The sequence below is a fragment of the Enterobacter sp. ODB01 genome (assembly GCF_001623605.1).
Classification (GTDB): domain Bacteria; phylum Pseudomonadota; class Gammaproteobacteria; order Enterobacterales; family Enterobacteriaceae; genus Enterobacter; species Enterobacter kobei.
This window is the reverse complement of sequence record NZ_CP015227.1, coordinates 2,576,865-2,602,329: the sequence shown is the minus strand read 5'-3', so window position 1 is coordinate 2,602,329 and position 25,465 is coordinate 2,576,865. Positions and strand designations below refer to the sequence as shown.

Sequence of the window (25,465 nt, the reverse complement as noted above, 5' to 3'; positions counted from 1 at the left end):
GCCGATAGACACGATCACGTGAGTTTTGCCGGTGCGATATATCTTCTCCCTGACGCTGACCACACTTTAACTGCTTTTAATGTCCGCCGCGCAGGCGGCTCTCCTCTTAGCGAGCGACAACCATCTTTCCAATCCCCTTCAATGAAGTGCAAAGGTCACATCCGATGGATTGTGGGTAAAGCGCTCCCCGCTCTGGACATCAACGGACAACCGTTCTGATCATATCGGGCCTTATAACCAGCAGGATAAATGTTGTGAATATAATCGATATATCCCCCATGTCCCTGTCTCATATTCTGGCCTGTCTGATATGCGGCACCGTCATCGGCCTGGAGCGCCAGCTTCGTGGCAAACCCGTTGGTATCCGTACTTCAACGCTAATAATTCTGGGAAGCTATCTTTTTCTGGCGATGGGTCTGCATCTTACCGGACAGGAGTCAGACCGCAGCCGTGTACTCGGCCAACTGGTCAGTGGTATCGGTTTTCTCGGAGCTGGTGTGATGATGACCCGCAATGGCCAGGTCATGGGTGTCACCTCTGCAGCCACCGTCTGGGTTCTGGCAGCACTTGGTGCCATGATTGGGCTCGATCTGCTGGCACAGTCCGCTGTGATGACGCTGGTGATCCTCGGGATCTTGGCGGGCGCGAACTGGCTAGAAAGCAGTTTTAAAGCTCTTCAGCGTGGCGTACACCGCCGGCGGGATGACTCCGCTAAAGCGGAATTGTCGCAGGAGAGCCCGCAGAACGATATGTCCCGTGTTCCGCCTGATACAACTGAAAATCGCTGACACCAGCCCCAGCAGTGCCCCCCCCGCAAACAGCGGCAGATACTTTGATCGTTCGTCACAAGGATGCCAGCTACTCTAGAAACTATTGATACCAGACAGCTCCCGGCGCTACGCTATTTGCCATTAACATAACGGAGATAACACTATGTATCAAATAATGGTTATCGTGTTCATAGCATTACTGTCCGGATTCACCGCTGTTGCGGCAGAGGAGCAATCCTCCCCATCGAATCATGAGAAGACAAGCCTTCCTGCACATCCATCACTTGTATTCGGGCCAGGCCCGGTAATTGAACCGGAGAACTCACAATATATGGAAGATAAAAAAGCCGAGATGAAAAAAGATCAGAAGGCAGCCTCCGACACTACCACTCAGTTTAAGCCAAATCCCCCTCGCAGATTACCTCATGGTCTTATACCACCAGCAGAAAAACAGTAACTGGTGACGAAGCATAGTCGATAGAGATTATTTTCTCCCTTTCAGGCCCATACAGCGTCTTTTCGTCAGCGAAGTGACAATTTCCATGGATTGCCTCAGCTACTGGAATATTATTATCCAACCACGTTTCTTCTTGATGGGCTCCCTATCAATAATAAAAAAGCCGCGTGGTTGCGCAGCTTGATGATTGTGCCAGACTACGTCTGGCGGCGATTACCCTGCCGGTGATATAGTCAAATCGCCAAAATTGATATATCGAAACCTACAGTGAGAATTTTAAGTATGTCAGATAAAAAGATTCCAGTGTTCGACCATATGCCTGCAGGGCTGATTCGTTCTCATTCAGAGCCACCATCAAAGGGAGGGCACATGCCTTCTCAACCTGTTCGAACCCCTGTTAATAATACTCCCCCAGTTCCCCCTGCTAACTCAGGAGGAAGCAGCAAAAAGTGATTAATCTATGAGCCGAGAAGAAGTTTTAGACAGAGTACTGTTCTCTCACTATTTTGAGAAAATGTTCAGCACATTAACCGGTCGAATCGATAGGTTACTATCCTTTTTGTCATTATTTCTCGGCTCTTCGATTGTTGCCGACATTGGAAGCCCAGTCTGGAGCGGTATTTCCATCGCTATGATTTCCGCACTTCAGATGACTTTCCAGTTTGGCAAGTCGTCTGAGCACTCACGAAAGCAAGCTAAACAATACCAGGTTCTTTTTACAATGGCATTCAAGCTGAGCGATGACGAGCTATTTAACAAAATGCTCGAAATTGAAGATAATGATTTTGAGCCATGGGCAGTATTGCATAACCCGGCAATACTCAGAACCCGAACTCACCTGGGAGTGGCCCCCGACGAACATGAACCAGACCTAAATATCATCGAGCGAATTACAGCCAGAATAGCTGGCGGCCCCTCTAAACGCTCCATGACCTTTTCACCTGATAGCAAAAAGCCCACGTCTTAACGTGGGCCTGTTACTCGTAGATGTACAACTGACTGGAACAAGGATTACCGCACTTTAGTTATGGTAATAGTTCCTGTAGTAAATCCATTTCGTTGAACATCTGAACCGTATGAGAATTTAAAACCGTTACCTTCAGCAATATTGGTAACTTTTCCATCAACTGCAAAGGTTCCTCTGGAGTTCAAAATATTTAGAATGAATGTATTAGCGACTGGAACGTCCAAAACAACCGTGCCCCTTGATACAGAGGTGAAATCGATAATGCCTTGAGGATAGCTCACTTCTGCGACCGAACTGTTCAATGGGTCCCCCCCTTTCGAGAGAGCCATGATGTTTAACTGCGGTGTACCCTGGAAAAGAGAAATCCGCCACGGATCTGCAGTTTCTTTAATTAAATTCGTTACTACATTTACCTCAGACGTTCCATACAACTGAGTCAGATGATCGTGAGGGATAACATGTTGGGCAGAAATATTCAGCGTGGCACTATCATTGATAGAATAAGTTCCATCCCATATAAAACCATTACTGGATAGGTTCAGGGACGAACAATCGTACATTTCAACGCCTACAAAACCATTCGAACCTGCATCTGATTCAGTAGATATTATACTATCAGCCCTTAGCTCCATAGAACCATCGCGTTGAAGTACAAGACTGAAAGAACGTTTTTTTCCCATGAAAATACTTTCATGAGTGTTACAGCCGAACTTCCCCGAAAAAATACCAAACTCAGTTACCGTATCGGGAAGTTCTTCCGGGTCCTGCGGGCTACTGGGCCAGATGATGCCCTGACCGTCATTCAATACCAGATTTTTTCCTGGCGCATCCATGATGAATCCCGCACCAACTTTTTTATTAAAATTAGTGGCGGTACCAAAATCTCCCTCAGTGTTATCACCACACTGCTGGTCATAAACCTGCGTCTCATACGAATGCCACGTTGTATATACTTTAGTCATCTTATTCACCTTATTGGTTGGAAGCACTAAAAGACAATCCAAACGGGTATAGAGATATTGCAAGGTAAAAAGCAGATGTTGCGATGTGGAGTGCCTCTCCATGAGCCTTTGGTCAGCCACCGTGGCTCGCGACTTTCTCATTCAATCAGGGTCTGCTGTTTCGCCCCTACGCATAGTGGGATTCACCGCAACAGTAAAACTATCTCTCAAGATAGCTTTACTCTTGAAGCTAATCTTTTCGCATTCGACTGGGTGCCAGCCTGGCTCTTCAGTATGCTCAGGCCAGATAAGAACATACTCAGGTGACACCCATGCAAATGCGCCCTCCGGTCACTCCGGGCAGTCCCTTCATCGCAGACCGGAAGGCAAAAATGGAGCGATCAGCGGGAATCGAACCCGCATCATCAGCTTGGAAGGCTGAGATAATAGCCATTATATGATGACCGCAATAATTGGTAGCGCGGTGCCGGGTGCTTCCCGGTGGGTTATTCACCCGCGTTCATCGACTGATCAGGAACTCAGAACGCCCCTCCGCCAGGGGGATTCACCGCACATTGAAACTGATGCGCTGTACTGGAGTCGAACCAGTGACCACTGCCTTCGGAAAGCAATACTCTATCCATCTGAGCTAACAGCGCTTTGGTGGCCCCTGCTGGACTTGAACCAGCGACCAGGCGATTATGAGTCGCTCGCTCTGACCAACTGAGCTAAAGGGCCTAAAAAATGTTGTGATGCCGGGTGCCTCCCGGTGAGCCTTTGGTCAGCTACCATGACTCGCTAACGGATATCCCAAACCAGGCAGATAATGGTCTGTTTTCGCTGTTTTCGCTGTTTTCGCTGTTTACGCCCCGCCGCACAGGGGGATTCATCACAACAAGGAAGCGCACTGTCCCGACACGCCCAGTGAGTGGGATTCATCAATAGCAGTACACTTGCTTCTTGAGTGAAAAATGGTGCCGACTACCGGAATCGAACTGGTGATCTGATGGCCACAAGTCAGTTGCTCTACCTAATGAGTTAAGCCGGCTTTGGACTGCAATCAATAGCAAATAACCCCGTTCATAATTCCACATGATGAGCTTAAGCTGACGGATGAGCAGGATACTGAGAAAGGGAAATACCAGCTGCCAAGTGCATGTTAACTATTCGTTGCATTTGATGCTAAATTTACAGATTGAGTGCCTCAAAAATCCTTTCATCAACCGTAGTGAACTGGAAACCTGATACGAAGAGCAGGATCACATGGCAATAAATCACCAGCCCGCTACTGAAGCAGATAAGCAGAATCAGAAATGACCATTTTCGTTTCACGTTGACTCCCTGAGCAAAACACATTCAACATGCTATTAGCTGCAACGGGAGGTGATTCGTAGCAAGTACTTCAGGGTGGGGTAACGATTAAAAACCCGCCAGTGCGAGGCATAGAAATTTGAGGCACCTCTTCCAACAAACCACCCGAGGTTAACTGGAATTTAACGAGGTGCTTTTGGATGAGCGCTGAACCCAGAGGCCAGTATTTTACACAGCAATTTAGCAAAAAGCAGCGCTCATCCAAAACCGGGTCTCTTTACAGACACTCCGCAGACCTATCATCGCAGACTCAAAAGCGTTAACTGGAGCGGTCCAGCGGCAATCCAACCCGCATCATCAGCTTGGAAGGCTGATGATAATAGCCATAATATGATGACCGCGAGAACGCCCCTCCGTCAGGGGGATTCATTACAACAGAGAAGCACACTGATAACACCCGCCAGAGTGATTACAAGCGCCAAAGACACAATTGCCAGTGTGCTTTTCTGTTGCTTGATTATAGTGCCGGCTGCCGGAATCGAACTGGTGACCTGATGGCAAAAAGTCAGTAGCTCTACTTACTGAGCTAAGCCGAGGCGAGCAGATATAATAGGAACGGGGAAATAACTGAGGCAACCTGCCGTTAACTTTTTGTTACTTGATTAAGCGAATATTAACACCATCTCTGATATAGCCAAAACACCGTCACTTCTGGAAGGATTGTGCACTCGCCTACATCACTGAAAAAATTATCTAAAGACGCAGGAGTTGCATTTGCATATCTCTCTGTACCACCTTAGCGGCCGTTTTGAGCTTAAGCGATGCGACGTCGTAACCGCTCTTAACTGGTTTCGATACTTTTTGCGTACGCGTTAATGTTATTGTAATATTCGCTCTTAGGTACCCTTTTGAGTCATAAGGGTAGACTTGTAAAAATTTACTTTTGAATAATTAGATACATTTACAAACAGCCTAGACAATTTCAAAAAAGTTTAGCGGTAAAGATTAGCGCCATAAGCGTCAGTTTTGCGGTTTCATCGCTCTTGACTCCTTGGCCAGAAGATCGGTATGAGGCTAATCTTTATGTGCCACATATAAATATGGCCTCACTAAATATTAAACGCCTTGCAGGGCGTTGAATGTTTCCGGGACTTTTTTATACCAGCCATTCAGTGTTCATGCCCGAGACAGATAGCCTCAAGCATCCGCAGCAATATTACTTAACCCACTACTCTGACGAAAAATTTGCAATCTCTATCACCCACAATCAGTCTCACCAGAGCGATTAGCCAGATCATAATTACAATTAATTCCAGCCAGAGCATTTACGCCTCCCTTCAGCGAGTACAAGTAAATCAATACCACCAGTTCAGAATCCATATCTGTCCATAATTAAAATCACGATGAAGTAGATGACAGCAGCAATGTCTATTGCAATGAGCAACTTCGAGATCAATACATCGGCCTCCAGTAGTTGAAAACCAGATAATGGCAACGGGAACTTTACGGCAATTAAACGAACTGCATTTAGCGTTCACCGATTAACCATATCAACCAAACAAACGCCACAAGAAACAGTAATCCTTTCATTGTTTCGTATAAATCCATAGCCATCTCCCGTACAGAAAGTTGAATCATTACAACGGGAGTCAACTCAAAACAGTATTTTGACTGTGATAAGCGTCATTGGGCGGCTTCCTCAAAAAAACCTCACCATCAAGGCTGCAGACCTGATAAACGATCGAACCATACCTAACGGTATTGCACCGGCGCTTCACTCCATTGTTCTCTATCCAACTCATCATCATCAATGAGCACGAAACCACCGGCAACGACACGGGCCGGGTACTTCTCATATTCGGTCCACCAGCCTTCTGTATCGTTGGTGCATTTGAGAAGTAAATGATTGCTCATGCTGTTTCTTCCTCACCCGTCACCCAGCGCAACGCGGCAGCATATTCACCGCTGGCGGCCTCGAGGGCGCTAGTATGATTTTACGGGATTTCATCCGTGGTTTTGTCTCGCCAAGAACCTGGCGCTGGAGGCGTGATTTTTCATGGCCCGTGGTACCAGCGGTTGCAACTTCCAGATCTCTGACCTTCTTCCGCTGCTCGTCCGGCGTAAATGATGCCAGCTGACAGGCCCGGGGGACAGTCACCGTTCAGGATTCCACGGCGTCACGTACCGCCTATATGGTGTCCAGCAGGGCCAGTGGCGAGAACGATCTGAGTACTGACGCCGAACATCAGGCCGAGCTCGTCTTCGTCGTGTCCGCGCTCCAGTGCATCAGCCATCTTCTTCGCGCGCCCCACAGGGGTGTCTGCCTGGCGAATTTCGTTAGCGCTAATCATCGCCTGCGCCATACGAACAGCATAGCCACGCTTCGTCACAGCAGGTACCTTCAGCGTTTCCCTGCCCGCGACCTGCAGACGGATATTCGCTTCCAGCGTGTGCCGGACACGCTGTCGGCCATCGACAACACAGGACAGCCCTGTTTACGGGTCTTTCCAGACGATAATCTGCTCAAGGACACCCTGGTCCCTGATGTTCAATCCCCCCTTCGCTAACCGGCAGGTGAATACGCTCGTCGTAAAGCGGGTGTGACATATCTATCACCAGGTGCAGTTTTTCCGGTTCGAAACAGAGAACGTTGCTCTTCCCGCTGGCGCCATAGGCGTCGATAGAGTTTTTAGCCATTGTTTTGCTTCTGTTTGACCTGGTCTGTCAGCTCCTGCCAGCGTCGCAGCAGCTCTTCACGCGCACCCTGTTTACCGCCCAGTGAGTAACCAATGCCGATATGGTGATGACCAACGCAGCGTATCACTGTAACGCCTGCGCCGACAGGAAAGATAAAGTTGCCACATCAAGGGGGGCATGTAGTAATTTCGCAAATCCCAATCTCCACGAACCAGCTCCACTTACACATCCGCTTAAGTAATCCACCAACCTGGCGTCAAGCCGGGTTACCTGCATATTGAGCAGAGCAAAACAGGTTCACGCATGACGCTCCCCCTTACTCTTCGTTGTGAGGCAATTGACTTGTCTCTAGTTAAGATGGGTTTTACTCAATATATCGATAAGAAATAACCATCTGGGTTGGATGCAGAACTGGAAATGATGAATTTTCAAGCACTTCAATGTCTACCCTTTTCTAACTAATGTTAGTAAGTCGTTATCTACTGTCAGCTTAACACCACCACAATCTTCTCTTGACTAGTTAATCCCCCCGTTAAGAAATTTACAGTCTTCTGGTTCCCGGTAGGTATCCAGGGCGCAATAGGTAGTCGGTCTACATCGTAGATTCCGTAAAAGGCATTTGAATCGCTTGTGGCGCACAAGTACATCCGTGTACCGATGCGCCGTTTTTTTATTCATACTTTTCCGGCCACTCCACTTTTTCCAGGTTCACCCGTTTCAGTTTCTCCGTTCATGCCAGCTTCAGTCATTACTGGTAAGCACCGCCACCACTCCCGCTTGACTGCAATATTCTCCCACTCAGATTATCACTTCGCTTGCTTCAACATAGGCTAAAGCACAGCTTGTAGGATTCCGCATGGATGCGGTGCTGTGCGACTCATAATCAAAGGCTGCGCTTTCCTGAACCCTGTATCTGCATCGTCGTCATCTACCGGGTTAGCTCAGCCGCCATCTCTTGACTTCATTTACTCCCGTTATGACTATAACCTGTGTCTGGGTTTGCATGCCTGTTTCCCGGACACGGCGCAGCCCCCTGGCATGATGGATATTGCTCCAACCTCAATGGCGGTGCTTTCGTCCTCTTTCATTACACAGCATAGAAAGTGGTTACCCCCGGAAAGCACCGCCGCCATATTCTCTTGACGAGTTAAGCCCCCGTTCTGACATTCTTAGTTCCTGGTATCCTGCAGGTGTCCAGGTTTCGGAAGCACTATCGGGTACGTAATGCTTCCGTACATCACCTTAGGAAGTTTTTGAACCATTTACGGCGCACCAGGACATCCCAGTACTGATGCGCCTTTTTTTTCAGGCTTTTCATACCATGCAAAATCTTCCAAGCCTGTACTGCCCATCAGGACCATGTCTTACACTCCCCCTATTTCTAATCAAAGATTGACTTACGCTCATTCCGTTTGCAAAGTCACATTGCTAGGGTATTGATAGTCCCCCGGCACGGCGGTGCAGCTCATACCATAATCTCGCAGATAATCTGGTTACCTGAAAGCTGCACCGCCACCTTCAATGGCTGCGCTATCCCGAATACTGTATCTTCATTGTCATCATCTATCAGGTTAGCGCTGCCGCCATCTCTTGACTTTATTGACTCCCGTTATGAATATCGCCTTCGTCTGGGTTTCTATGCCGTTTTCCATGTCGGTTTCCCAGACTCGGCGCAGTATCCGCGGGCAATGGGTTCTGCGCCACATCCCCAACGAAACTTTGTTTTACTTTCGGCGCATCTGACAGTCTCCTTGCTGTTGCGCCTCTTTTTTATTCAGGCTTTTTCGGTCACTCCGTTTTTTCCTGTTTCACGCTATACAGTGGCATGCTGTACTTCTCCTAGGCGTCAAGCCGGAGCTTTTCTTCTTCGGTCGCAATGCCGTATTTTACAGCCCGCTCGAGCGGCGCAATAACTCAATCAGCCTCTGCCTGTAGTTTCAGCTGCTGCGTAATATCCTGCAGCTAATCAGGTGTCGGCTGATATTGCTGAATCCTGCCATTGAGATTACATCGGGTGCCGTTCATCAGTTTATCGGTAGTCTCAGGCGGTACGTCAGCAACGGCAACGAATATGTTAACCGAAGGCACAAGATCCCAAATGGCATTGTTGTTTGATAAGAAGATTAGGCTCACAGAGATCAGCAAACTTGCTGGTGTCAGCACATCCACGATATCCCATGAGGTTAGGCGGAACAGTTTGGATAGCGAGTATTCGGCAGCAGTGGCTCAGCGCTTAAGTAAAGCCCGGCGGCGGTCGGGATCGTCTCTGGCTAGGCATAAAGATACAGTGATCTCCGATTGCCCGAAGCAAGTAATTAACGGGATTCGCGGCGAAATGATATCCAAGCTACTGGCCCAGGTCTGTGAATGCTGCGGGGCAAACGATGGGACTTTGATGTCATCATATCAGCAAACAAACTGATCGATCTGAGTCAACTAGACAGGAAAGATAAACCAAGGTGGCTGAGGATAATGGCTTGACGACATCGTAAACCATTAGATGTAAGTCTAGGATGACACCAAAATATTTACATAACCATATTGACAAGACATCAGGAAATATGATAATTGAAAGCCGAGTGAGATTGAAAGGCTCATGCTAGGTTTGGAGAGGCGATGTCAGGAAAAATGCTGATCAAACTGTAACTCGCTACCACTCTCAGGTACGGATATGTGAGAGCCTGAGGAGGCAGTTCCCTCGGGCCCCTTGGCCTTCAATTTTTTTGTAAAAAACTATACAAGGATATGAAACAACAATTGATGTTAAAGAAAAAGGATTGATATGGCTCTTATATCCTTACTGTTGGTCACGCGGACAAATCGCCAATAACCTCAACGTAAGTGCTTCCGTTGTATCAAAGTGAAGAAGTGAGTTGAAAAGAGAATGGCCTATTACTTGAAAATGTATTTTCCGTCGATTGTAATGAATAGCTACCTGAACATCGACTTTAAGTGGTTCTGAAAACTTCGACTTTATCTGAAATGAAATTGGCCAATTACTGCCATCTTATGGGCTTATTTATTGAACAAGTCAAAGAATGGCTTGCTATCCTTATTCTGGCTCATGAAATTAATCTTACGGAAAACCGACTTTCCGATAAAGAGTTATGTAAAGATTATGAGGGCTTGAAAAACAACTTCAACGTAATGATAGAATACTGGTAGAAGCTACTGCAATTCCTATACTGTGGGAAAAGTTCAATACCCTCCGGAGAACAGCGAGGAAGACTTACGCCTCTTCCGGAGGCGGCAAAAATAATATCGCCAGCTGGTTAACTGCTACTCACCAGAATTTGCTTCTTTACCGTCAAAAGAGGGGGACTCACTTGGGCTACTCGACCACTTAGCGGTGCACAAATACAGAGATGTTCATGTTTCGATAGTTTCGGTTTAAATGGTGATTAAAAAGCTGGACAGCTTCAGCCCTCATGCTGTTGAATTCACCCGATTGTGGAATATGTGCGGCAAAATGAATACCTTCCCAGTTGAGTCGTGCTAAATCATCAAGAAAATAAGGTCGTGTTCGTTTATCCTCTGGTGTAACAAACCAGCAATAGCTGTATCCGTGAAGTCGATTAAATATTAACCTTCCTTCTTGTGCTGCTGTCATGGCCGCAGCAGACACATCTGAAACACCCATCCGAAAATATAAACTATGTGGCATGTTCGTTGGATTAAAACGCCCCCCCCCTGGAGAGTATTAAGATTATTTTGGATGTCAAAATTTGGCATGTTGTTCATTTTATCTCACTTTAGTCTTTTAAAATAATGAAGAAATCGTGCTCAATTATGAATTATCATCTTGAAGTGCTGGCATACCGCTTTGCAGTATGAACAAGCACTAGCCTAAAAAAAAGATGATTGCACGACCACAGGTGCTGTTCGCGATCGAGTTCAAAGTATAGCCGCAATGCCCATAATGATTTATTTGATTGTTCAAACTCCGGAGTTTAACGTTAAATTAGAAAGTTAAGGAGCACAGCTTAGCTGTGGCATATAAGTACTAAAATGTAATTACAAAACCGTTTTCAATTTGTATGTTTTGCTCATGAGATGCTTCAATATTACAGTCGATATCCCTCTCAATCCAAAATTTGTGCGGACTTGTACACCTTCATGCTCCGTGTGCTACCTAATTAGGTTTAATAGTGCCGATGTTGGTTTATCTGTTATCAGAGACATGACTCCTTGTATTCCTTTTTGCATGCTCATACCCGGAGCCATCACAGACATAACTTCTACATCGGAATGGTAACCTCCCCCGACCAACATTGCTGAACAACTCAATGCTAAATCGAGCCGTTGCTTTAATGTATAATAAGGAAGTAGTATATCAAGAGCTGTTTGAAGGCAAGCAGCAGAACCCGAAATGGACCCAATTAAAGGCAAATCAAGATCAACTGCCTGATTAACAAATGAGGAAATACCATTTGCAGTTTTAATCTGTACCCGCATAACTGGTGGGTAACTTGTTAACTCATTAATAAAGAAATATTTTTGCGATAGGGAATCGAGATAATTATTAAGCGTTTGCTCCGTCATAATGCCAATATGCTTATGATTGTGTTTTTTGTCTGTTTTCAATCTACCGCGGACAGCAAAAAAATTTTCGTTCAAGTTCCTTCTTCGTATCGCTTTTAAGTCAACTACTCTACCATTAATTCTAAAAATCTTGAGTCCCTGCTAACAACATCGATAAACAAAGCACCAAAATTAATCAGCAACAACATTTTTTTCGCATAAATAAGTGGTGAACAAATTGAGCTTTTTAAAATAGAAATAATTTCCGCTGGCTGAACGCTAGCAAACTGTCCATTTCTTTTACTTTTAATGCTTATGTAATTCATCCATTCTTCAACCTGTATAACAAGTGGTAACATAATCGATGATAATTCGTACACCACCTCTCCAAATAAATGTGGATTTCTTATTATAATAGCAGCGCACAACGATTCCTTAATTGTCGCAAGTATATTATTAAAATTTTCATCATGTCTTAATTCATTTATATTTTCACAGGAATGCCTTCGACTAACCTTCTTAGAACGTGCAAGATTTTTGCTGCGCCTGTCAACATAAGGCGGTGGTGGTGGAAGGTAAACTATCTCTGTTTCTGCGTGAAGACTATTTGGTAATCTTCTCCGCCCTGGGTAAGGTGGAGTGGGTGGTAAAAAAAAAGTAGGTTCCACTGAGGTAGATAAATTGGTTAAATAACTATCATTTGCATGTTTCTGGGTCATATGGGTTAGTAATGCTGAATGTTGTGCGTAATGAGCTTGGCATACAGGGCAAAAAAAGCCAAATTCATTATTCCGTTTTTTCAACATAATGAGTTTTTTGGCATTCATTCTTAATTAACAACCATTTTAAATAATTTAGCTATTGAACTTTATATTGGTAACGACCTGAGCCGACATGGGAGCTTGTAAGATTGAGAGTAACCGTCTTTAATATGGTTGCAAGCCTTATAAAAACTCGTGATAACTCTCATGTTTCATACTACAATCCCGCAATCTAACATAAAGCAGGTTTACTCAGGAAAAAATAACGCCCCCGTAATACATTATATATCCCCCACGCAGACGCTTAACTGTCCCGATTCAACGATAGAAATAGTCCCCCACAGGCATTCCAGCTTTGCCTCATGGGTAAGAATCGGCATCATACCAACGGTGACATTCATTTTATCAGTGATCCAAGGCATAGGGGTTACTGGAATGCAGGGAACCGGTGTAGGAACACCAAAGGCAGCAGTCGTCGCCGCGATAAATTCTGGATTTCTGGGGGAGTGACACAACCCAAAAGACGGAATATTTACCTCAGGAATATGGGCCATAATACTGGCAACTGGTCTTTCTCCGATGAAGACTCTCTGCTCTGGTAGCACCATCAGCTCGGATGGAGATATCCCCCCTCGCACTCAAGAATTGCACCTGCACATAATGCCGTACAAGACATCGTTTATTCTCCCGTTGCATTTAATTCGGTTATCAACTTGACCATCCCGTCATCACCGACAAACAAATGACGGTGTAGCGCATCCTGACTGGTATTCATTAATACATATTCAGCCAGAATGGGTAACATCTCACGGGTGAGCACATTATCAATATCCCGAGCCCCAGCTGTCGAATATTCACAGCGTTCCGCAATAAAATCCACCATCGATGAATGACAAGATATTCTTTCCCCAGTTACCGTTTGATAGCGTTCAAGGATTTTATTTATCTTGTGCTTAATGATTTTATGTAGCATGCCACAACCTATAGCATAATAAGGAATAACCTGCGTTCTACCAATAAAAGCTGGCATAAAGTGCTGCTCTAAAATCGGCATAATTTCTGTATTCATTGCAACAGCATCAGAGGGAGGAGAGATGAGTGTTTTCTTACTAATGAAATCTGCTGCTACATTGCTGGTCAGTAGAATAAGTGAGTGACGGAAGTTAATTTTTATGCCTTCGGCATCCTCCATTTCACCTTTATCAAAAACCTGATAGAAAATTTCGAGCACATCTGGATGCGCTTTTTCAATTTCATCAAGCAAAATAATACTATAAGGCTGACGACGAACTTTTTCTGTGAGTGTTCCGCCTTCACCGTAACCGACGTAGCCAGGGGGGGAACCCTTCAGACCTGCCAATGAGTGCGCTTCTTGGTACTCCGACATATTGACCGTTATTAACCGATCCTCTCCCCCGAACAGTTCAGCAGCAAGCGCCAGTGCCGTTTCTGTTTTACCAACACCTGACGGACCCACCAGTAGAAAAACCCCTTGTGGTTTGAGCGGATCAGCCAGCTGTGAGCAGGTAATGCGTATCTGGCGAGCTATCTGACTCAGCGCATGATCTTGGCCAAAAATACGCTGTGCAAGGCGCTGTTCAAGACTCATTAGCTTCTTTTTTTCATCCTCCAGAATGTAACCCAGAGGAATGCCTGTCCAACCCGCAACAACATCCGCAACGCAGGTTGCATCTACGCAATCAAAAACATAAGGAAACTGCTGATGATGTACTTTTAATTCAGCCCGCCACTGGTGGATCTGCTGCGGGTCATCGCTATGTCGGATAGACTGTACCAGAGCCTGCTGCTGCTGGAAATGCATCAGTTTTTCCGCTAGCTGCTGCTGCCATTCCGCCTGTTGTTCTGTCAGAGTATTTTGACGTTCTTGCTGGATATCTTCCCTACGCAATATCTCAAGCTCACTCTGAAGCCCGAGGATCTGTTTACGTAACACTTCAATTTCTACCGGTTCAGCACTCTGTGAAGTCAGAACCCTGGCGCAGGCGGTATCCAATAAGCACAACGCTTTATCTGGAAACTGGCGGTCTGTAATATATCGTTCAGCAAGTTGTATCGTCTCAATCACCGCTTCATTGAGTATCCTCACACGATGATGGTTTTCCATATTTTCCACTACCGAACGCAGGATTGATAACGCAGCATCCGGCGCTGGTTCCCCTACCCCGATCAATTGGAAGCGCCGCGATAATGCTGCATCTTTTTCGAAATATTTTTATATTCAGCCCAAGTGGTGGCAGCGATTGTACGTAGCTCCCCTCTGGCAAGGGCGGGTTTTAGCAAGTTAGCCGCATCCGACTGCCCTGCCACACCTCCTGCACCTATCAACATATGTGCTTCATCAATAAACAAAATGACCTGTTTCGGATAGGCTTTAACTTCTTTAATCACAGCCTGCAAACGTTGCTCATATATCCCTTTTACACTTGCCCCCGCCTGCAATAATCCCAGATCAAGGGTTAAAATTTCTGTATTCTTCAGAGTTTCAGGTACCAGCCCCGCGACAATACGCTGCGCCAGTCCTTCAATTAACGCGGTCTTACCGACGCCAGGCTCACCAGCCAGCAGTGGATTGTTTTGCCGACGTCGTAACAGAACATCAATCATCTGCCGGATCTCAGTTTCTCTCTCAAGAACCGGGTCGAAAGCATTTGCTGCCGCTGCATGCGTCATATTATGTGTAAACTGCTCAATGGCAGCAAACCCTGCTAATGCGTGCGACGCTACAACACGACTATCGGTACTTTTCTTTTTTAGCTGTTCCTCCAGAGCACCCAGCACATTTTTTGATAATGCCGGGCGATCGGCAGGACAGCTCTGTAATGAGAGCTGAGGCAAACTGATTAAGGTAAATATCAGCACGTGTGGGCTGACAGACACATCACGCCAGTTTTCGCGAGAATAACGTTCGCTGACTTCCAGCCAGTTGACTAATGATGGTGATAAAATAGGTGTCGTATCACTTTCAGGCATATGCCGGGTAAATTCAGCCATAACATGGCTTAACACTCTCTCCTGTAGCCAGACATCATAATGATGTATCTGCTCAAAAATATGCGGTTCGCACTCTTTAATAGCCAGCAACAAATGTTCAGCACAAACCTGTGGATAATGATATTCCACTGCAATATTAACGGCCAGATTCAGGCACGCCTGTGCTTCTTCACTTAACTGATTAATAAGCTCTCTAAGTTCCATTAATTATACCCTGCTAGCTGCCATGTTGTTGTAATATTTTTCGGTAGTGCCGATAAAATCCCGGAAGAATCTGACGGTGTATCAATAGTATTAAGTTGAGTATTAATATCTTCACGCTTCAGAAAAGCAGATAACTGTTGCTGTTGTTCTGTATTCCAGGCTTCTAATGAAGAAAGAATATCATTCTGCCCGGAGAGTTGATATCTGACCGTAATAAGATTTACCCGACTATGTTTGAGCTGCTCGCTGTTAACAGGAAAATCCTCAGCAACATAACGATGTTCTCCGCTAGAATAATCCTGTAAAAAGTCAACAAGTCCCTCACGTCCGGGATAAATTTTTTGCACATTGAATTTCGGGAAAGTAATCGTCAAAATCACATCACTACAATATTGTGGTTTCCAGTTAAACTTAGCCTGAGTATTGAAATTCATATTATTCAAAAACTGATCACCATCACTGCATATCAATCTGAGTGACGTACCTACAGGAAGTAGAGTTGCATCCCAGTTAGCTGTTGCCGGACGACCCGCAATATTAAGGACTGCTGGTTTGTTTTCGGACTTATTTTGAGTCGCATCCTGACTCTGTACTTTATTACTATCATCTCGCTGATCAAGTTGTGCTTTTTCATCCAGTAGACGTTTCCGAGTCTCGGTTGACTGACCTGATATTGAGTCCGGTTTAATATACTCATTAATATAACTAATAAAATCGACAGTCAAAGGTAGCGACTGCTCCTGCCAGTGATTAGACCTGATACCCTCTTCATCAAAAACCAGTAAACCCTCGGCATTTTTCTGAATAAAAGTCACAATATGTTGATAAAGATCTTTCTCAATCCCCTCAGCATCAGCCCCCTGCTCAGCTATTTTAGCATTGAGAGGCCATGAAACACTCGTATTCCAGTAATACTGCAATTGGTCAGCCGCACTCAGCACAATATAATCACGTAATAAGCGGGCATTTCCCTGAAAGAGATCCCATAATACCTGTGTTGACAGATCGGAATCTTTTTTTTCTGTACTGGCTCTATGCCACTGGGAAAAATTAGTAAACATACTATTCACTGTTTCTGTCTCAGTTTTCCTGCTCTCCTCATTTTCATTTAAGTTGAGCAGTCTGGCTGTATTTTTAGGGGCCTTTTCTACTTGATGAGCTAAATTTTGCACGCTATCCAGATATTTTTTATAAAGGACCAGCGTGCTGTCACTGAAGAAACTGCTATTTCTTACGGCCAGTCGCTGATACCGCCTGACCCTTCCACGAATTAACATCCGGTTACGTTCTAGTGCAGAAAATAACCCTGATTGACCCAGCATGGCCTTTTGACGCTGGAAATCCCGGAACAAGAGCAACCATGGAAGTGCCTGTTCATTACCAATGGTTGATAAATCAACGGATAAATCCGCCATAAATCGATCATATGGGCTCTCTGTATGCATCACACTCAGCAGTAGTTCATGCCAGTTCTCTTTGCCTGTGACATTGGGCTCTGTCAGTAACAACTGATTCGCAAAATTAATCCAGGCATTTTGCCGCTTTAGTAAGTATTCCTGCCAGAATACTTCGCGTAGCTGATGAAAAACCACAGTATCTCCGCATGCCTGCTGAAGAATATCCAGTTCATGAGACAAATAACGCTCACCCTGCTGTGTGAAAATCCACGACACCTGCCGCGCTTTATCAGCGGATAAACCGACCTCAGGCAGTTCGGCTGAAAATGCTGGCCAGTAATCACTAAGACGAACATCATGACTACCCTCAGGTAGTGGTACAGCCAGCAGCCATGACAGATTGGGTTTGCTGGCTATCATCACTCGCAGGGTCTTTCTCCACGCCGGAAGGTACTGTTTTTCTCCTAAAATTCGGGCCGCCATGCGCTTTGCAAGCAACTGTTCAAAGGTGAGTGACACCGGATGTGCACTCAGCAGGCTAGCAGAATATTCCGGCATTTCATTGAGTGTCTGTAGCGATGCCCCTGAATCCATCTGCTGTTCAGTGTTAATAAAGGCTGCCCAGTTAATAATTAGTTTAGCCTGCTGCGATATATTGACCTTATGTAATCGTGCTAGTATCTGATTATTAATCTCACCAGGTAAAAACTCTTGACTGGCAGTATTATGCTGATATTCTCTGGCCCGTTGAGTTATCATCCAATTTAATGCCGGATTAAAGAACCAGCGGTATAACCGCTGTTCTTTCAAATCAGACATTTCTGCAAAACGCAGGTAATTTTTCTCTATCGGACTAGCAGCCTGCTGTGTACTGAGCATATCTTCATCATTTTTAATCTGCCGGAATGATTTCACCGCAGTAAAACACAGTGATCCCCCAGCATAATCAGCATCATCTGACGGATTAGCCACCAGGCACCGGGCACACACTGATAACGAATAGAAACCTGATGTGCTGGAATAGCATTTTCCAGTAAATACTGGCTGAAGATTCCATGTACTTCACCTTGCTGGTCTCGACGAAATGCCGTTAGAAATATACCAGACAAGACGCCATATTCCATATAGATGTCCTTCTCACATAACGGTGATAAGAAATTAGCAAGCGGTCCCTGAAGCTTTTTAATCGTTTCAGGAAAAAGCAGGAAATTTTCATCTGGCAATGCACGACTATTATTGAGCAAATTTAGTCGCTGGAGACAAAGTGACTGAAAAATAGACTCCATCGCCCTGCTCACTTGATAATTCACACGTTCATCATAGCGGCTGTTCAGCAGGACGCCCGTCATCCCTGTAGGCTGAGTTTCATCGTGACAAGCCAGCCACTGCTCTGCACCCGCCAGCCGCTGCAGATTGGTCATCATCAGATAAATTGGTAAGCGTTTCGCCAGCCGTTTAAACAGTAAACCCAGTGCATCACGTAATAAACGTGCATGAGCATGATGTTCCGATGCCATATTCTGGTGCAGGATGTTAGCGGGCAAAGTGACAATCACACCAGCAGGTGGACGACACCATAACCAGATCCATCGCACCAGATAGCGCCATGTCGGTGCGATGTTCTCATTTTTATAAATAAAATGCCCAGGAATAGATAAATACATCACGTTGTGAAAAAACCACCACCGGCATGCTTTACTGCTTTTACGTCTGTGGCCAGGCATAAAGCGCATCGCAGCCATATTGCGATCCTGCAGTAATTGATCACAATCACTGTTAAATAAATTCACCATCAGATACCAGGGAGACGGTGTTGCGCGAAACCATTTCAGCGGCATAAACCATCGTCTCCCTTGAATATCAAGACCTTTTATAAAAGATTGCCAGTTAATATATTTGAATCGGCTATTAAATCTAAATAATTTACGTATTCGATGCCATAACCACTTGCTCAAAACTCTTATATTGATAAGCAGATAAAAAGTAATGACCAGAAAAATCCCTAGCAAAAAAATACAATACCCCCTTCCAAGCGGGCCAGTCAAAATAAATTGTTAACAGTGAGGAGGCTAGAAAAACGCCACTCAAAACCAACAACACCATTAATAACTTCCCAAAAAATTTTAATATCAACATAAAAGTAATTAAAAAACCAACATTAAGTTCATGGATAGGTAGACAATACTGGCTAGCAAAATAATAAAAATAGTCAGTATTGGTTTATTTTTTTTCAGCCTAGGCATTTCAGGTCTAGTATTCCACACGTCAGTTTCATTGTATATCAGACAGCGAATATACTCTTGTGGTAGCTTTTTAATATTTTGGTCAATTATTCTTTCCAGCTCTTTTTTTCATCAATGACATAACGCCCCTTATACCCCATCAGTAAGCAGAAAAGATAGACAATACGGAGTTCATGATTATTATCGCTAATTTCTGAGAGTTGCTGAAAGAAATGCATTCCTCCCAGACTGTTATTATGAATTTCTCTCTGTAACAGATGGTTTCGCCAGTATCCTACCATCGGATGACCAGAACAGAGGATCAGTTCATCCAGACAAATACAGACGGCAGAAGAGGCTGCATAAATATCCTGACGACTATAATGACGAAGACTGGGCTGTTGAAGTGTTTGAAGCTCCTGCACTAGTTCCTGCCGTAAAGACTCCGCAGTGGCTTCAGGGTTTTTGAGCGTAATCAGCATATGAGAAAACAGCGTTAAATAGTAATCAACCAGCGCCATTTACTTCACCTCCTGCCAGAGCAATTCCACCTGTAAATCTGCTGGAGCATCCATCCAGTAAAAGATCACCTGTTTTTCCTGCCATGCTGTAGACCATAAAGGAGAGCGCGTGTCCAAACGATAACAAAACGCATCATCGCGGACAGAAAGATTATGAGGTAAACGCTGGAGAACAATGAGCGGCACACCAGGTAAGGAGTAATTAATTAAATTTTCCAGTTGTCCAGGGGCACACAATTTACTATTTTCCTCATCCACTGGACGCACCTCATAAGCAGAAAATTGTGCTGAATTCAGGCATAAATAGACTTCAGCTTCCGCGCTCACAGCAACGTGTTCAATAGAAGAAAGATAACGACCTTCTCCAGCAGGGCGTAGTACAGCACGTGAACCAGAGAGACTAAGTAACTGATCGATGACGTAATCGAACCTAGAAACCACGGAGTGTAGAGCCTGATCCGGTTTCTGATGATCCCATGGCGTGCGTAACGCATTGATCAGTGCTTCACTGTCCACTGAACTATTAGTGGTATTGAATGACAGCAACTCAGCATTAAGCTGTTGTAACACAATGTAAATCTGCCATGGATGGATAGATTCAGTCAGGCGATACTGTTCCAGTACAGCGGCATAACGGCATAATGTCTGTAATATTAGCATCAACGTACGAAACTCATCAGGCGTACATTTCGTCAACGCTTTACCTTCAGTTTTCAATAGTTCCAATCTTCTGATTTTCGACAATAACGTCTGACAAAAACCATTCAGCCACTTTTTTCCTGCTACGGTAGCATTCATTGACAAACTGGGAACGATCATCTGTTCATCCAGTATAATATTGCCATCCTGATTATTGAGCACTCCAGCAGGTAATAAACTGTATCCGGTCAATTCTTCAATTTCATTTTCAAGGAAAAAACTCAACTGATAGCGTAGCGTCTGGATATCCGCATCGGGTCCTTTCCCAAACAGATCAGGCTGAAGACAGGAATTATTGTGCAACGTCCACCGGCAAACTTCCTGAATATTAACCGGGAGTGTATCCCTCTCAATAACATTTGAGTTACCTGGCTGAAAACGACGTAAACCAATATAGAAAGGTATTGGTTGAGTATAACTTTCTGTGAACTGATGCAATGAGCGGGAAGGCAAAACACCATTGACATCACAGTCAACCAGCGCACCATCAGGGAATAGTAGCACAGCATGATTTATAGATAGTTCCTGGTTACGCAGCGCCTGTAAATCAAGTTCAAAACGAATCATCCCCCAGTAGAAAGGGTGGCTAATTTGATGATAACGATGATTCCAGTATTGTTGCTGTATATCTGTTAGCTGAAAATGTTGTGGCTGTAGATACAAACCTGAATGCCAGTAAACAGGCTGGAAGTGATTATTCATTTTATTTACCTTCACCATTAGGTTTCATATTCCCCATATTCTCAATATCATCAGAGACTATTTTATTAATTTTCTCTGTAAACAAAGAACCTGAGTTTGATTTTTCCGTACCATTACTTGATACTTGATTCGTTTTAGTTGACATAAGCAGATACTGATCTCCACGTGGTGTAAATTTAATCTGCGTAACATTTAACCGCCCCAGTTTCAGGTTAATATGTAGTGGCTGATACTCTGCATAATAATCAGGAAAGAACCATCCTTTTGTGTTCAACTTTAGAGGTATAGGTGAGACGAAAGAGTATTCAGGCCCCGGCGAAGGGTAATAGCCAGCAATTACTGCAACATACTGTGCACGTTCTACCCTTGGCAGAGTAATACGTATAATTTCACCTGGCATTAAAAAATACCGATTAATTTGTAATACACCTGGGGATTTTTGTTCCCCATTGAATACCCCCTGTAATAAATCGGCATCCGAGATCAATGTATCCAACACGCCTCTATTATCAGATTGAATAATTAAAAGTGAGCAACTATTAGGTTGGTTATGATACGAATTTAAATCTACTGACGTGGTGACAAATAAATTTATAGCATCATCAGAATAATAAGGAATAGCATTTTCAAAAGCGGATTTAAGCTCAACCGTTGAGGGCGATTGTGTACATCCTCCTGTCAACATGCTCAGTAAAGTAGTAAGCACCGACAAATAGAAAGGGAATTTGAAATCGCGAAAATATTGCATTTTATTAAACGCATCCTCCTGACATGTAGTACCATCAGCGATTCTCTCAATAGGCTGTTTGTTATCTCGTTCAAACCTAAATAGTTTTCCACATCTAAGCAATTTTTTATACTCACCAAGTAGTCTGATAGGTTAAGCGCACCAATGGAATCATTATTTATCCTTTAGAACATTTGTTTTGAATTAAATAGTAGTGATGATGATGATGTAGTAGGTTTTTCTTATCAGATTATCTATATGAAATAAAAATCATGCTATCATTCACATCTTATTCTTAAGATGTTATTTTCTTGACAATTATCAAAGGCCAGTAAACTCGCCAGATATCATCTGATTATGGTAAGTCTGATTATGCTGCATCTGATAATTTTCATGCTGCTGGTTTTCAGTCCCTGAAGAAATTTGAATATTTCGTATATACTTCGGACCAAACAGCGTGTTAACACCATCCATATAGTGTGAAGTTTCCTCACCAAAAATGTCTGCCATCCACTCAATCGCATTCATTGATGACCAGCTAATCGCCCTTTCAAGTAGATAAGGAATCGGACTTCCTGGTTCATTCTCCCGAAATAATGCAATGATCATATTCAGCTGTCTGAGTGCTTGAGCACGTTGCTCACTATAAGGGACTGCTTTCTCTACCTCTTCAGCAAAGCATGGTGGTTGCATTCCAGGAAGATCCGTCGCTGGTAACATCTGTTCAGTCAGGGTTAAAATGGTATCTGCACCCTGCTCATGCACATCATTCTGTTCTGCAGCATAATGATGCTCCGGATAAAACCGTGAAATAAACTCCAGTAACTCACGTAGCTTTTTCTTGGTTTCCAAAAAACCTTGCCAGGATTCACCGATCTGCTGACATAAACACGACTCCAGCACAGTAATTGCCTGCCCTGCGCTGGCACATGCGTCCCTGACAATCAAAATATGACTTCTTGCGGTAACGGTAACCTTTTTTTGCCAGTCCTGTAACGAAATATAACCTTCTTTGATTAAACGCTCCCGAGAATTCGCTACTCCAGCCACGCGTTGCTCAAAAATCTGTACACGCTTCCAGTTAAACAAACTGATGGTATTGTCATCATCCAATGTCAGCAGCAGCAAATAACGGGAAAAATAGCGATCAAGACCATTCAAATAGCTTTCCCTGAACGCAAAATCACTGTCTTCAGCGGGATGCAATGTTTCCCAGTACTGACTAAAAAACTGACTGATCAGCAGAATTCCTTCCGTCGCACCAGCGATACCTTCAAGTTCGATCAACGCCTGGACCAGCCAGTATAGAATTTGTAAATCTTTACTCTTGGTGACCAGCATTTCCTCACACAATTCTTTAACTTTTGGCCAGTCGGACTGCCTTGGCTGGTATGACCACCCCTGTTTATCATCAGTTCCGTCTGTATCAGATTTTCGATGCTGGTTAATTGCTTCATACAGAGGAAAATTCTCTGCGGGAATACCACAAGGTAACTCAGCAGAGATCGGTTGCAAAATTTTATCAAAATCAATCAAATTCACAAAATATACTCCACATAATGAAAAATGAAAGTGAAAACACTGCACAATAACTTTCACCACCTCATTAAACATCGCTTTATAGTAAGAAATTCATTATCTATTTAATTCCATACAATTAGTTTAGTTTGACTTTCAGACCATTTATATTAACAAGACCATGTGCTGACACTTCTGCTTCCCCATCAGATATGATACTGACTTTTCCTTTCGCTGATAATGTAGTTTCACCTTTTGCATTGACTGTCACCTCTGGCGAAGATATTTTTACCTGCTCAGGTGTGATATTTATCTGACTATCCTCAACACTTAACCTGATACCATTTTTAGAACTCACTTCAATGTCATCAGCACAACTAATTTTTATTTTTCCTTTTTCTATCTTTACCGTATAGCTTCCGTTGCTGACAGTTAGAGTGGCATCATTCTCCGCTTTAAAATGCAAATCTTTCTGAGATTGCAGAAGAATAAACTCTTCTTCTTTCTTGTCCTGAAAACAAAGTTGATGACCAGCCATGCGTGAATCTTTTACAGTATTATGTGATATAAAACCACTACATGTTTTAGACTGAGCATTTTCCAGATCAAAAGGTGGCTTGTTATTACCATTGAATACACAACCTGTCACTAGTGGATAATTAGGATCGCCGTTTAAAAAGCTGACTAAAACTTCGCTGCCGACCCTTGGTATAAACTGCCCCCCCATATCCCGACCACTCCAGACCTGGCTAATCCTGGCCCAACAATAGTCTTTCTGGTTAAATTCGGTACCATATTTTTCTGGCTGCCATAAAAACCGGATTTGTACCCGACCATATTCATCAGTATGAATATCCTCCTTCTCCGGACCGGTAATAAAAGCCGATAATGTACCAGAAATCAACTGGCGACATATGTTAAATGGTGAATAGTAACATGTACCTTCAATATAGGGATGAACAGTTAGCTCAGCTAAAAACTTACCCTCGTTAATTTTTTCTTCACCGTCTATAATGCGGAAATAACTATTACTAGCCTTCAGAGAGATTTCGCTGATGAAATAATCAATTTCCAGTTCTGGTGCATATTCGTTTGAATTAAGTTTAAAACGTTTACCCATTACTATTGAGGGAGATGTGTTAGCTATTTTCCCCATAGCTGAAGCATAAAATAACTGACCAGTTCTAAATTTTATTTGATCGTGCAATCGTTCCTGATCATCTAAGAAGCTATCCGTGTAGTGACAAATATCAATGTTGTTTTGAATCTTTAATTTTACGGAACCTTCCTGGCTAAAAGCGACATTATTTGCAATATTATAACCATTCATTTTAACAGATGATGGAACCAATGTCTGCTGCTGTGTTAATCCACTAATGCCATAAAGACCATAAATTTCAGAAAGTGTATAATTCTCACCCCCCAAATTATCCAATTGAGAAAGACTGTCATAAAACATTAAACAATGTGAATCTTCAGAATGTATAAAAAAATAATAGACACCGATACTTTGCAATATTTCACTTATGAAATGGTAATCTGACTGATTATACTGCACCCGAGTCTGAGCAGCAGATGCATCAGTACTTAACCTGGATGAATCATAGTGAATATGATATTTTTTCAGTACATCAAAAACCACATCCATAGCTTTTTTTGCGCTATGCACCTGACAGGTAATATTTTTCTTTAACAATGCCAAACTTGACTCTATTTTTAGAGTATACTGTGTACCGATAAAAGCAATGTCTTCCTCTTCTGATTTTCTCGCAGAGAAATCAGCATCGGTTGAAATTTGTTTAATTTCAGTAATAATACCATGTATGTAGCGTTGATCATCATCAAAATCTATTTTCAATCCTACTGAACGGCCAATATAATCAGACATATCCTTAAATGAACGATGAGTATTGATATGAAGATTGAAACTAAAAGACTGACAAAAGCCTTCACTCCCTTCAGTGGATATAATATCTGCCACACTTGAAAATTCACCAGTAAATCCTATATAACGTTTCTTCCTATGATTATCAGTCAT

At 43.7% G+C, this 25,465-nt stretch carries 19 protein-coding genes, 4 tRNA genes and 1 pseudogene; 3 read left to right on the top strand and 21 right to left on the bottom strand.

Going from position 1 to position 25,465, the window contains the following annotated elements; translation table 11 throughout:
- Nucleotides 1-254: 254 nt before the first annotated feature.
- The 3 genes from A4308_RS12345 to A4308_RS12335 all read left to right on the top strand — a co-directional run bounded on the left by A4308_RS12345 (nucleotide 255) and on the right by A4308_RS12335 (nucleotide 2,194).
- Complete coding sequence (locus tag A4308_RS12345; RefSeq protein WP_197469588.1) at nucleotides 255-788, top strand: MgtC/SapB family protein; 534 nt, start codon at nucleotides 255-257, stop codon at nucleotides 786-788.
- Nucleotides 789-933: 145 nt separating this feature from the next.
- The gene (locus tag A4308_RS12340; protein ID WP_063308575.1) at nucleotides 934-1,227 is read left to right on the top strand and encodes a hypothetical protein; all 294 of its coding nucleotides are present in this window, start codon (nucleotides 934-936) and stop codon (nucleotides 1,225-1,227) included.
- Between the two features lie 460 nt (nucleotides 1,228-1,687).
- Nucleotides 1,688-2,194: a hypothetical protein gene (locus tag A4308_RS12335; protein ID WP_063308574.1), complete on the top strand. Its 507-nt coding sequence runs from the start codon at nucleotides 1,688-1,690 to the stop codon at nucleotides 2,192-2,194.
- A 44-nt stretch (nucleotides 2,195-2,238) separates the two neighbouring features.
- On the opposite strand, the gene A4308_RS12330 is transcribed toward A4308_RS12335, so the two are convergent.
- From A4308_RS12330 to A4308_RS12255, 21 genes and pseudogenes are all read right to left on the bottom strand, one after another.
- Nucleotides 2,239-3,156 carry a hypothetical protein gene (locus A4308_RS12330; protein WP_071890903.1) on the bottom strand — a complete coding sequence of 306 codons (918 nt, stop codon included), beginning with the start codon at nucleotides 3,154-3,156 and terminating at the stop codon, nucleotides 2,239-2,241.
- Between the two features lie 372 nt (nucleotides 3,157-3,528).
- A tRNA-Gly gene (locus A4308_RS12325) sits at nucleotides 3,529-3,603 on the bottom strand.
- Between the two features lie 117 nt (nucleotides 3,604-3,720).
- Nucleotides 3,721-3,794, bottom strand: a tRNA-Arg gene (locus tag A4308_RS12320).
- A gap of 2 nt (nucleotides 3,795-3,796) precedes the next feature.
- Nucleotides 3,797-3,873: transfer RNA gene (locus A4308_RS12315), tRNA-Ile, on the bottom strand.
- An 897-nt stretch (nucleotides 3,874-4,770) separates the two neighbouring features.
- Nucleotides 4,771-4,847 (bottom strand) — tRNA-Ser (locus tag A4308_RS22470).
- A gap of 1,351 nt (nucleotides 4,848-6,198) precedes the next feature.
- Nucleotides 6,199-6,360: a hypothetical protein gene (locus A4308_RS22925; protein ID WP_331710264.1), complete on the bottom strand. Its 162-nt coding sequence runs from the start codon at nucleotides 6,358-6,360 to the stop codon at nucleotides 6,199-6,201.
- A pseudogene (locus A4308_RS12305) lies at nucleotides 6,357-7,143 on the bottom strand (hypothetical protein). The gene A4308_RS22925 and the pseudogene A4308_RS12305 overlap by 4 nt, the downstream one beginning before the upstream one ends.
- Nucleotides 7,136-7,270 (bottom strand): hypothetical protein, encoded by a 135-nt coding sequence (locus A4308_RS22890; RefSeq protein WP_269447067.1) that lies wholly within the window; start codon nucleotides 7,268-7,270, stop codon nucleotides 7,136-7,138. The pseudogene A4308_RS12305 and the gene A4308_RS22890 overlap by 8 nt, the downstream one beginning before the upstream one ends.
- Nucleotides 7,271-10,486: 3,216 nt before the next feature.
- Nucleotides 10,487-10,768: a hypothetical protein gene (locus A4308_RS22465; RefSeq protein ID WP_156491221.1), complete on the bottom strand. Its 282-nt coding sequence runs from the start codon at nucleotides 10,766-10,768 to the stop codon at nucleotides 10,487-10,489.
- 503 nt (nucleotides 10,769-11,271) lie between these two features.
- Entirely contained in the window at nucleotides 11,272-11,760 is a 489-nt protein-coding gene (locus A4308_RS22460) for a hypothetical protein (protein WP_156491220.1), read from the bottom strand.
- Nucleotides 11,761-11,789: 29 nt separating this feature from the next.
- Complete coding sequence (locus tag A4308_RS22455; RefSeq protein ID WP_156491219.1) at nucleotides 11,790-12,491, bottom strand: hypothetical protein; 702 nt, start codon at nucleotides 12,489-12,491, stop codon at nucleotides 11,790-11,792.
- 215 nt (nucleotides 12,492-12,706) lie between these two features.
- Nucleotides 12,707-13,033, bottom strand: a complete 327-nt coding sequence (locus tag A4308_RS21910; protein WP_082826301.1) for a DUF4280 domain-containing protein — start codon at nucleotides 13,031-13,033, stop codon at nucleotides 12,707-12,709.
- 71 nt (nucleotides 13,034-13,104) lie between these two features.
- Nucleotides 13,105-14,550: an AAA family ATPase gene (locus A4308_RS22780; RefSeq protein ID WP_231867142.1), complete on the bottom strand. Its 1,446-nt coding sequence runs from the start codon at nucleotides 14,548-14,550 to the stop codon at nucleotides 13,105-13,107.
- Nucleotides 14,551-14,612: 62 nt separating this feature from the next.
- Nucleotides 14,613-15,641 carry an AAA family ATPase gene (locus tag A4308_RS22775; protein ID WP_231867141.1) on the bottom strand — a complete coding sequence of 343 codons (1,029 nt, stop codon included), beginning with the start codon at nucleotides 15,639-15,641 and terminating at the stop codon, nucleotides 14,613-14,615.
- The gene (locus A4308_RS12285) at nucleotides 15,641-18,010 is read right to left on the bottom strand and encodes a hypothetical protein (protein ID WP_156491218.1); all 2,370 of its coding nucleotides are present in this window, start codon (nucleotides 18,008-18,010) and stop codon (nucleotides 15,641-15,643) included. Before A4308_RS12285 ends, A4308_RS22775 begins: the two co-directional genes overlap by 1 nt.
- Entirely contained in the window at nucleotides 17,950-18,876 is a 927-nt protein-coding gene (locus A4308_RS12280; protein WP_063308570.1) for a type VI secretion protein IcmF/TssM N-terminal domain-containing protein, read from the bottom strand. Before A4308_RS12280 ends, A4308_RS12285 begins: the two co-directional genes overlap by 61 nt.
- Nucleotides 18,877-19,367: 491 nt before the next feature.
- A complete protein-coding gene (locus A4308_RS12275; RefSeq protein WP_063308569.1) occupies nucleotides 19,368-19,781 on the bottom strand; it encodes a DotU family type IV/VI secretion system protein in 414 nt (137 codons plus the stop codon).
- Nucleotides 19,782-21,182, bottom strand: a complete 1,401-nt coding sequence (gene tssK, locus A4308_RS12270) for a type VI secretion system baseplate subunit TssK (protein WP_063308568.1) — start codon at nucleotides 21,180-21,182, stop codon at nucleotides 19,782-19,784. It abuts the gene before it with no gap.
- A gap of 1 nt (nucleotide 21,183) precedes the next feature.
- The gene (locus A4308_RS12265) at nucleotides 21,184-21,930 is read right to left on the bottom strand and encodes a type VI secretion lipoprotein TssJ (RefSeq protein WP_063308567.1); all 747 of its coding nucleotides are present in this window, start codon (nucleotides 21,928-21,930) and stop codon (nucleotides 21,184-21,186) included.
- A gap of 300 nt (nucleotides 21,931-22,230) precedes the next feature.
- Entirely contained in the window at nucleotides 22,231-23,451 is a 1,221-nt protein-coding gene (gene tssA / locus A4308_RS12260) for a type VI secretion system protein TssA (RefSeq protein WP_180261886.1), read from the bottom strand.
- 115 nt (nucleotides 23,452-23,566) lie between these two features.
- Nucleotides 23,567-25,465 (bottom strand): type VI secretion system Vgr family protein, encoded by a 1,899-nt coding sequence (locus A4308_RS12255; RefSeq protein WP_063308565.1) that lies wholly within the window; start codon nucleotides 25,463-25,465, stop codon nucleotides 23,567-23,569.

What these genes read in the sequence shown, in the direction of transcription:
- A4308_RS12335 (WP_063308574.1), top strand. Translation starts at nt 1,688, where the DNA reads ATGAGCCGAGAAGAAGTTTTAGACAGAGTACTGTTCTCTCACTATTTT.
- A4308_RS12265 (WP_063308567.1), bottom strand. Translation starts at nt 21,930, where the DNA reads ATGCAATATTTTCGCGATTTCAAATTCCCTTTCTATTTGTCGGTGCTT.
- A4308_RS22455 (WP_156491219.1), bottom strand. Translation starts at nt 12,491, where the DNA reads ATGAATGCCAAAAAACTCATTATGTTGAAAAAACGGAATAATGAATTT.
- A4308_RS21910 (WP_082826301.1), bottom strand. Translation starts at nt 13,033, where the DNA reads ATGGTGCTACCAGAGCAGAGAGTCTTCATCGGAGAAAGACCAGTTGCC.
- A4308_RS12330 (WP_071890903.1), bottom strand. Translation starts at nt 3,156, where the DNA reads ATGACTAAAGTATATACAACGTGGCATTCGTATGAGACGCAGGTTTAT.
- tssK (WP_063308568.1), bottom strand. Translation starts at nt 21,182, where the DNA reads ATGAATAATCACTTCCAGCCTGTTTACTGGCATTCAGGTTTGTATCTA.
- A4308_RS12280 (WP_063308570.1), bottom strand. Translation starts at nt 18,876, where the DNA reads ATGCCGCTGAAATGGTTTCGCGCAACACCGTCTCCCTGGTATCTGATG.
- A4308_RS12275 (WP_063308569.1), bottom strand. Translation starts at nt 19,781, where the DNA reads ATGGCGCTGGTTGATTACTATTTAACGCTGTTTTCTCATATGCTGATT.
- A4308_RS12340 (WP_063308575.1), top strand. Translation starts at nt 934, where the DNA reads ATGTATCAAATAATGGTTATCGTGTTCATAGCATTACTGTCCGGATTC.
- A4308_RS22775 (WP_231867141.1), bottom strand. Translation starts at nt 15,641, where the DNA reads ATGGAACTTAGAGAGCTTATTAATCAGTTAAGTGAAGAAGCACAGGCG.
- A4308_RS22780 (WP_231867142.1), bottom strand. Translation starts at nt 14,550, where the DNA reads ATGGAAAACCATCATCGTGTGAGGATACTCAATGAAGCGGTGATTGAG.
- A4308_RS12255 (WP_063308565.1), bottom strand. Translation starts at nt 25,465, where the DNA reads ATGACTGATAATCATAGGAAGAAACGTTATATAGGATTTACTGGTGAA.
- A4308_RS22925 (WP_331710264.1), bottom strand. Translation starts at nt 6,360, where the DNA reads ATGAGCAATCATTTACTTCTCAAATGCACCAACGATACAGAAGGCTGG.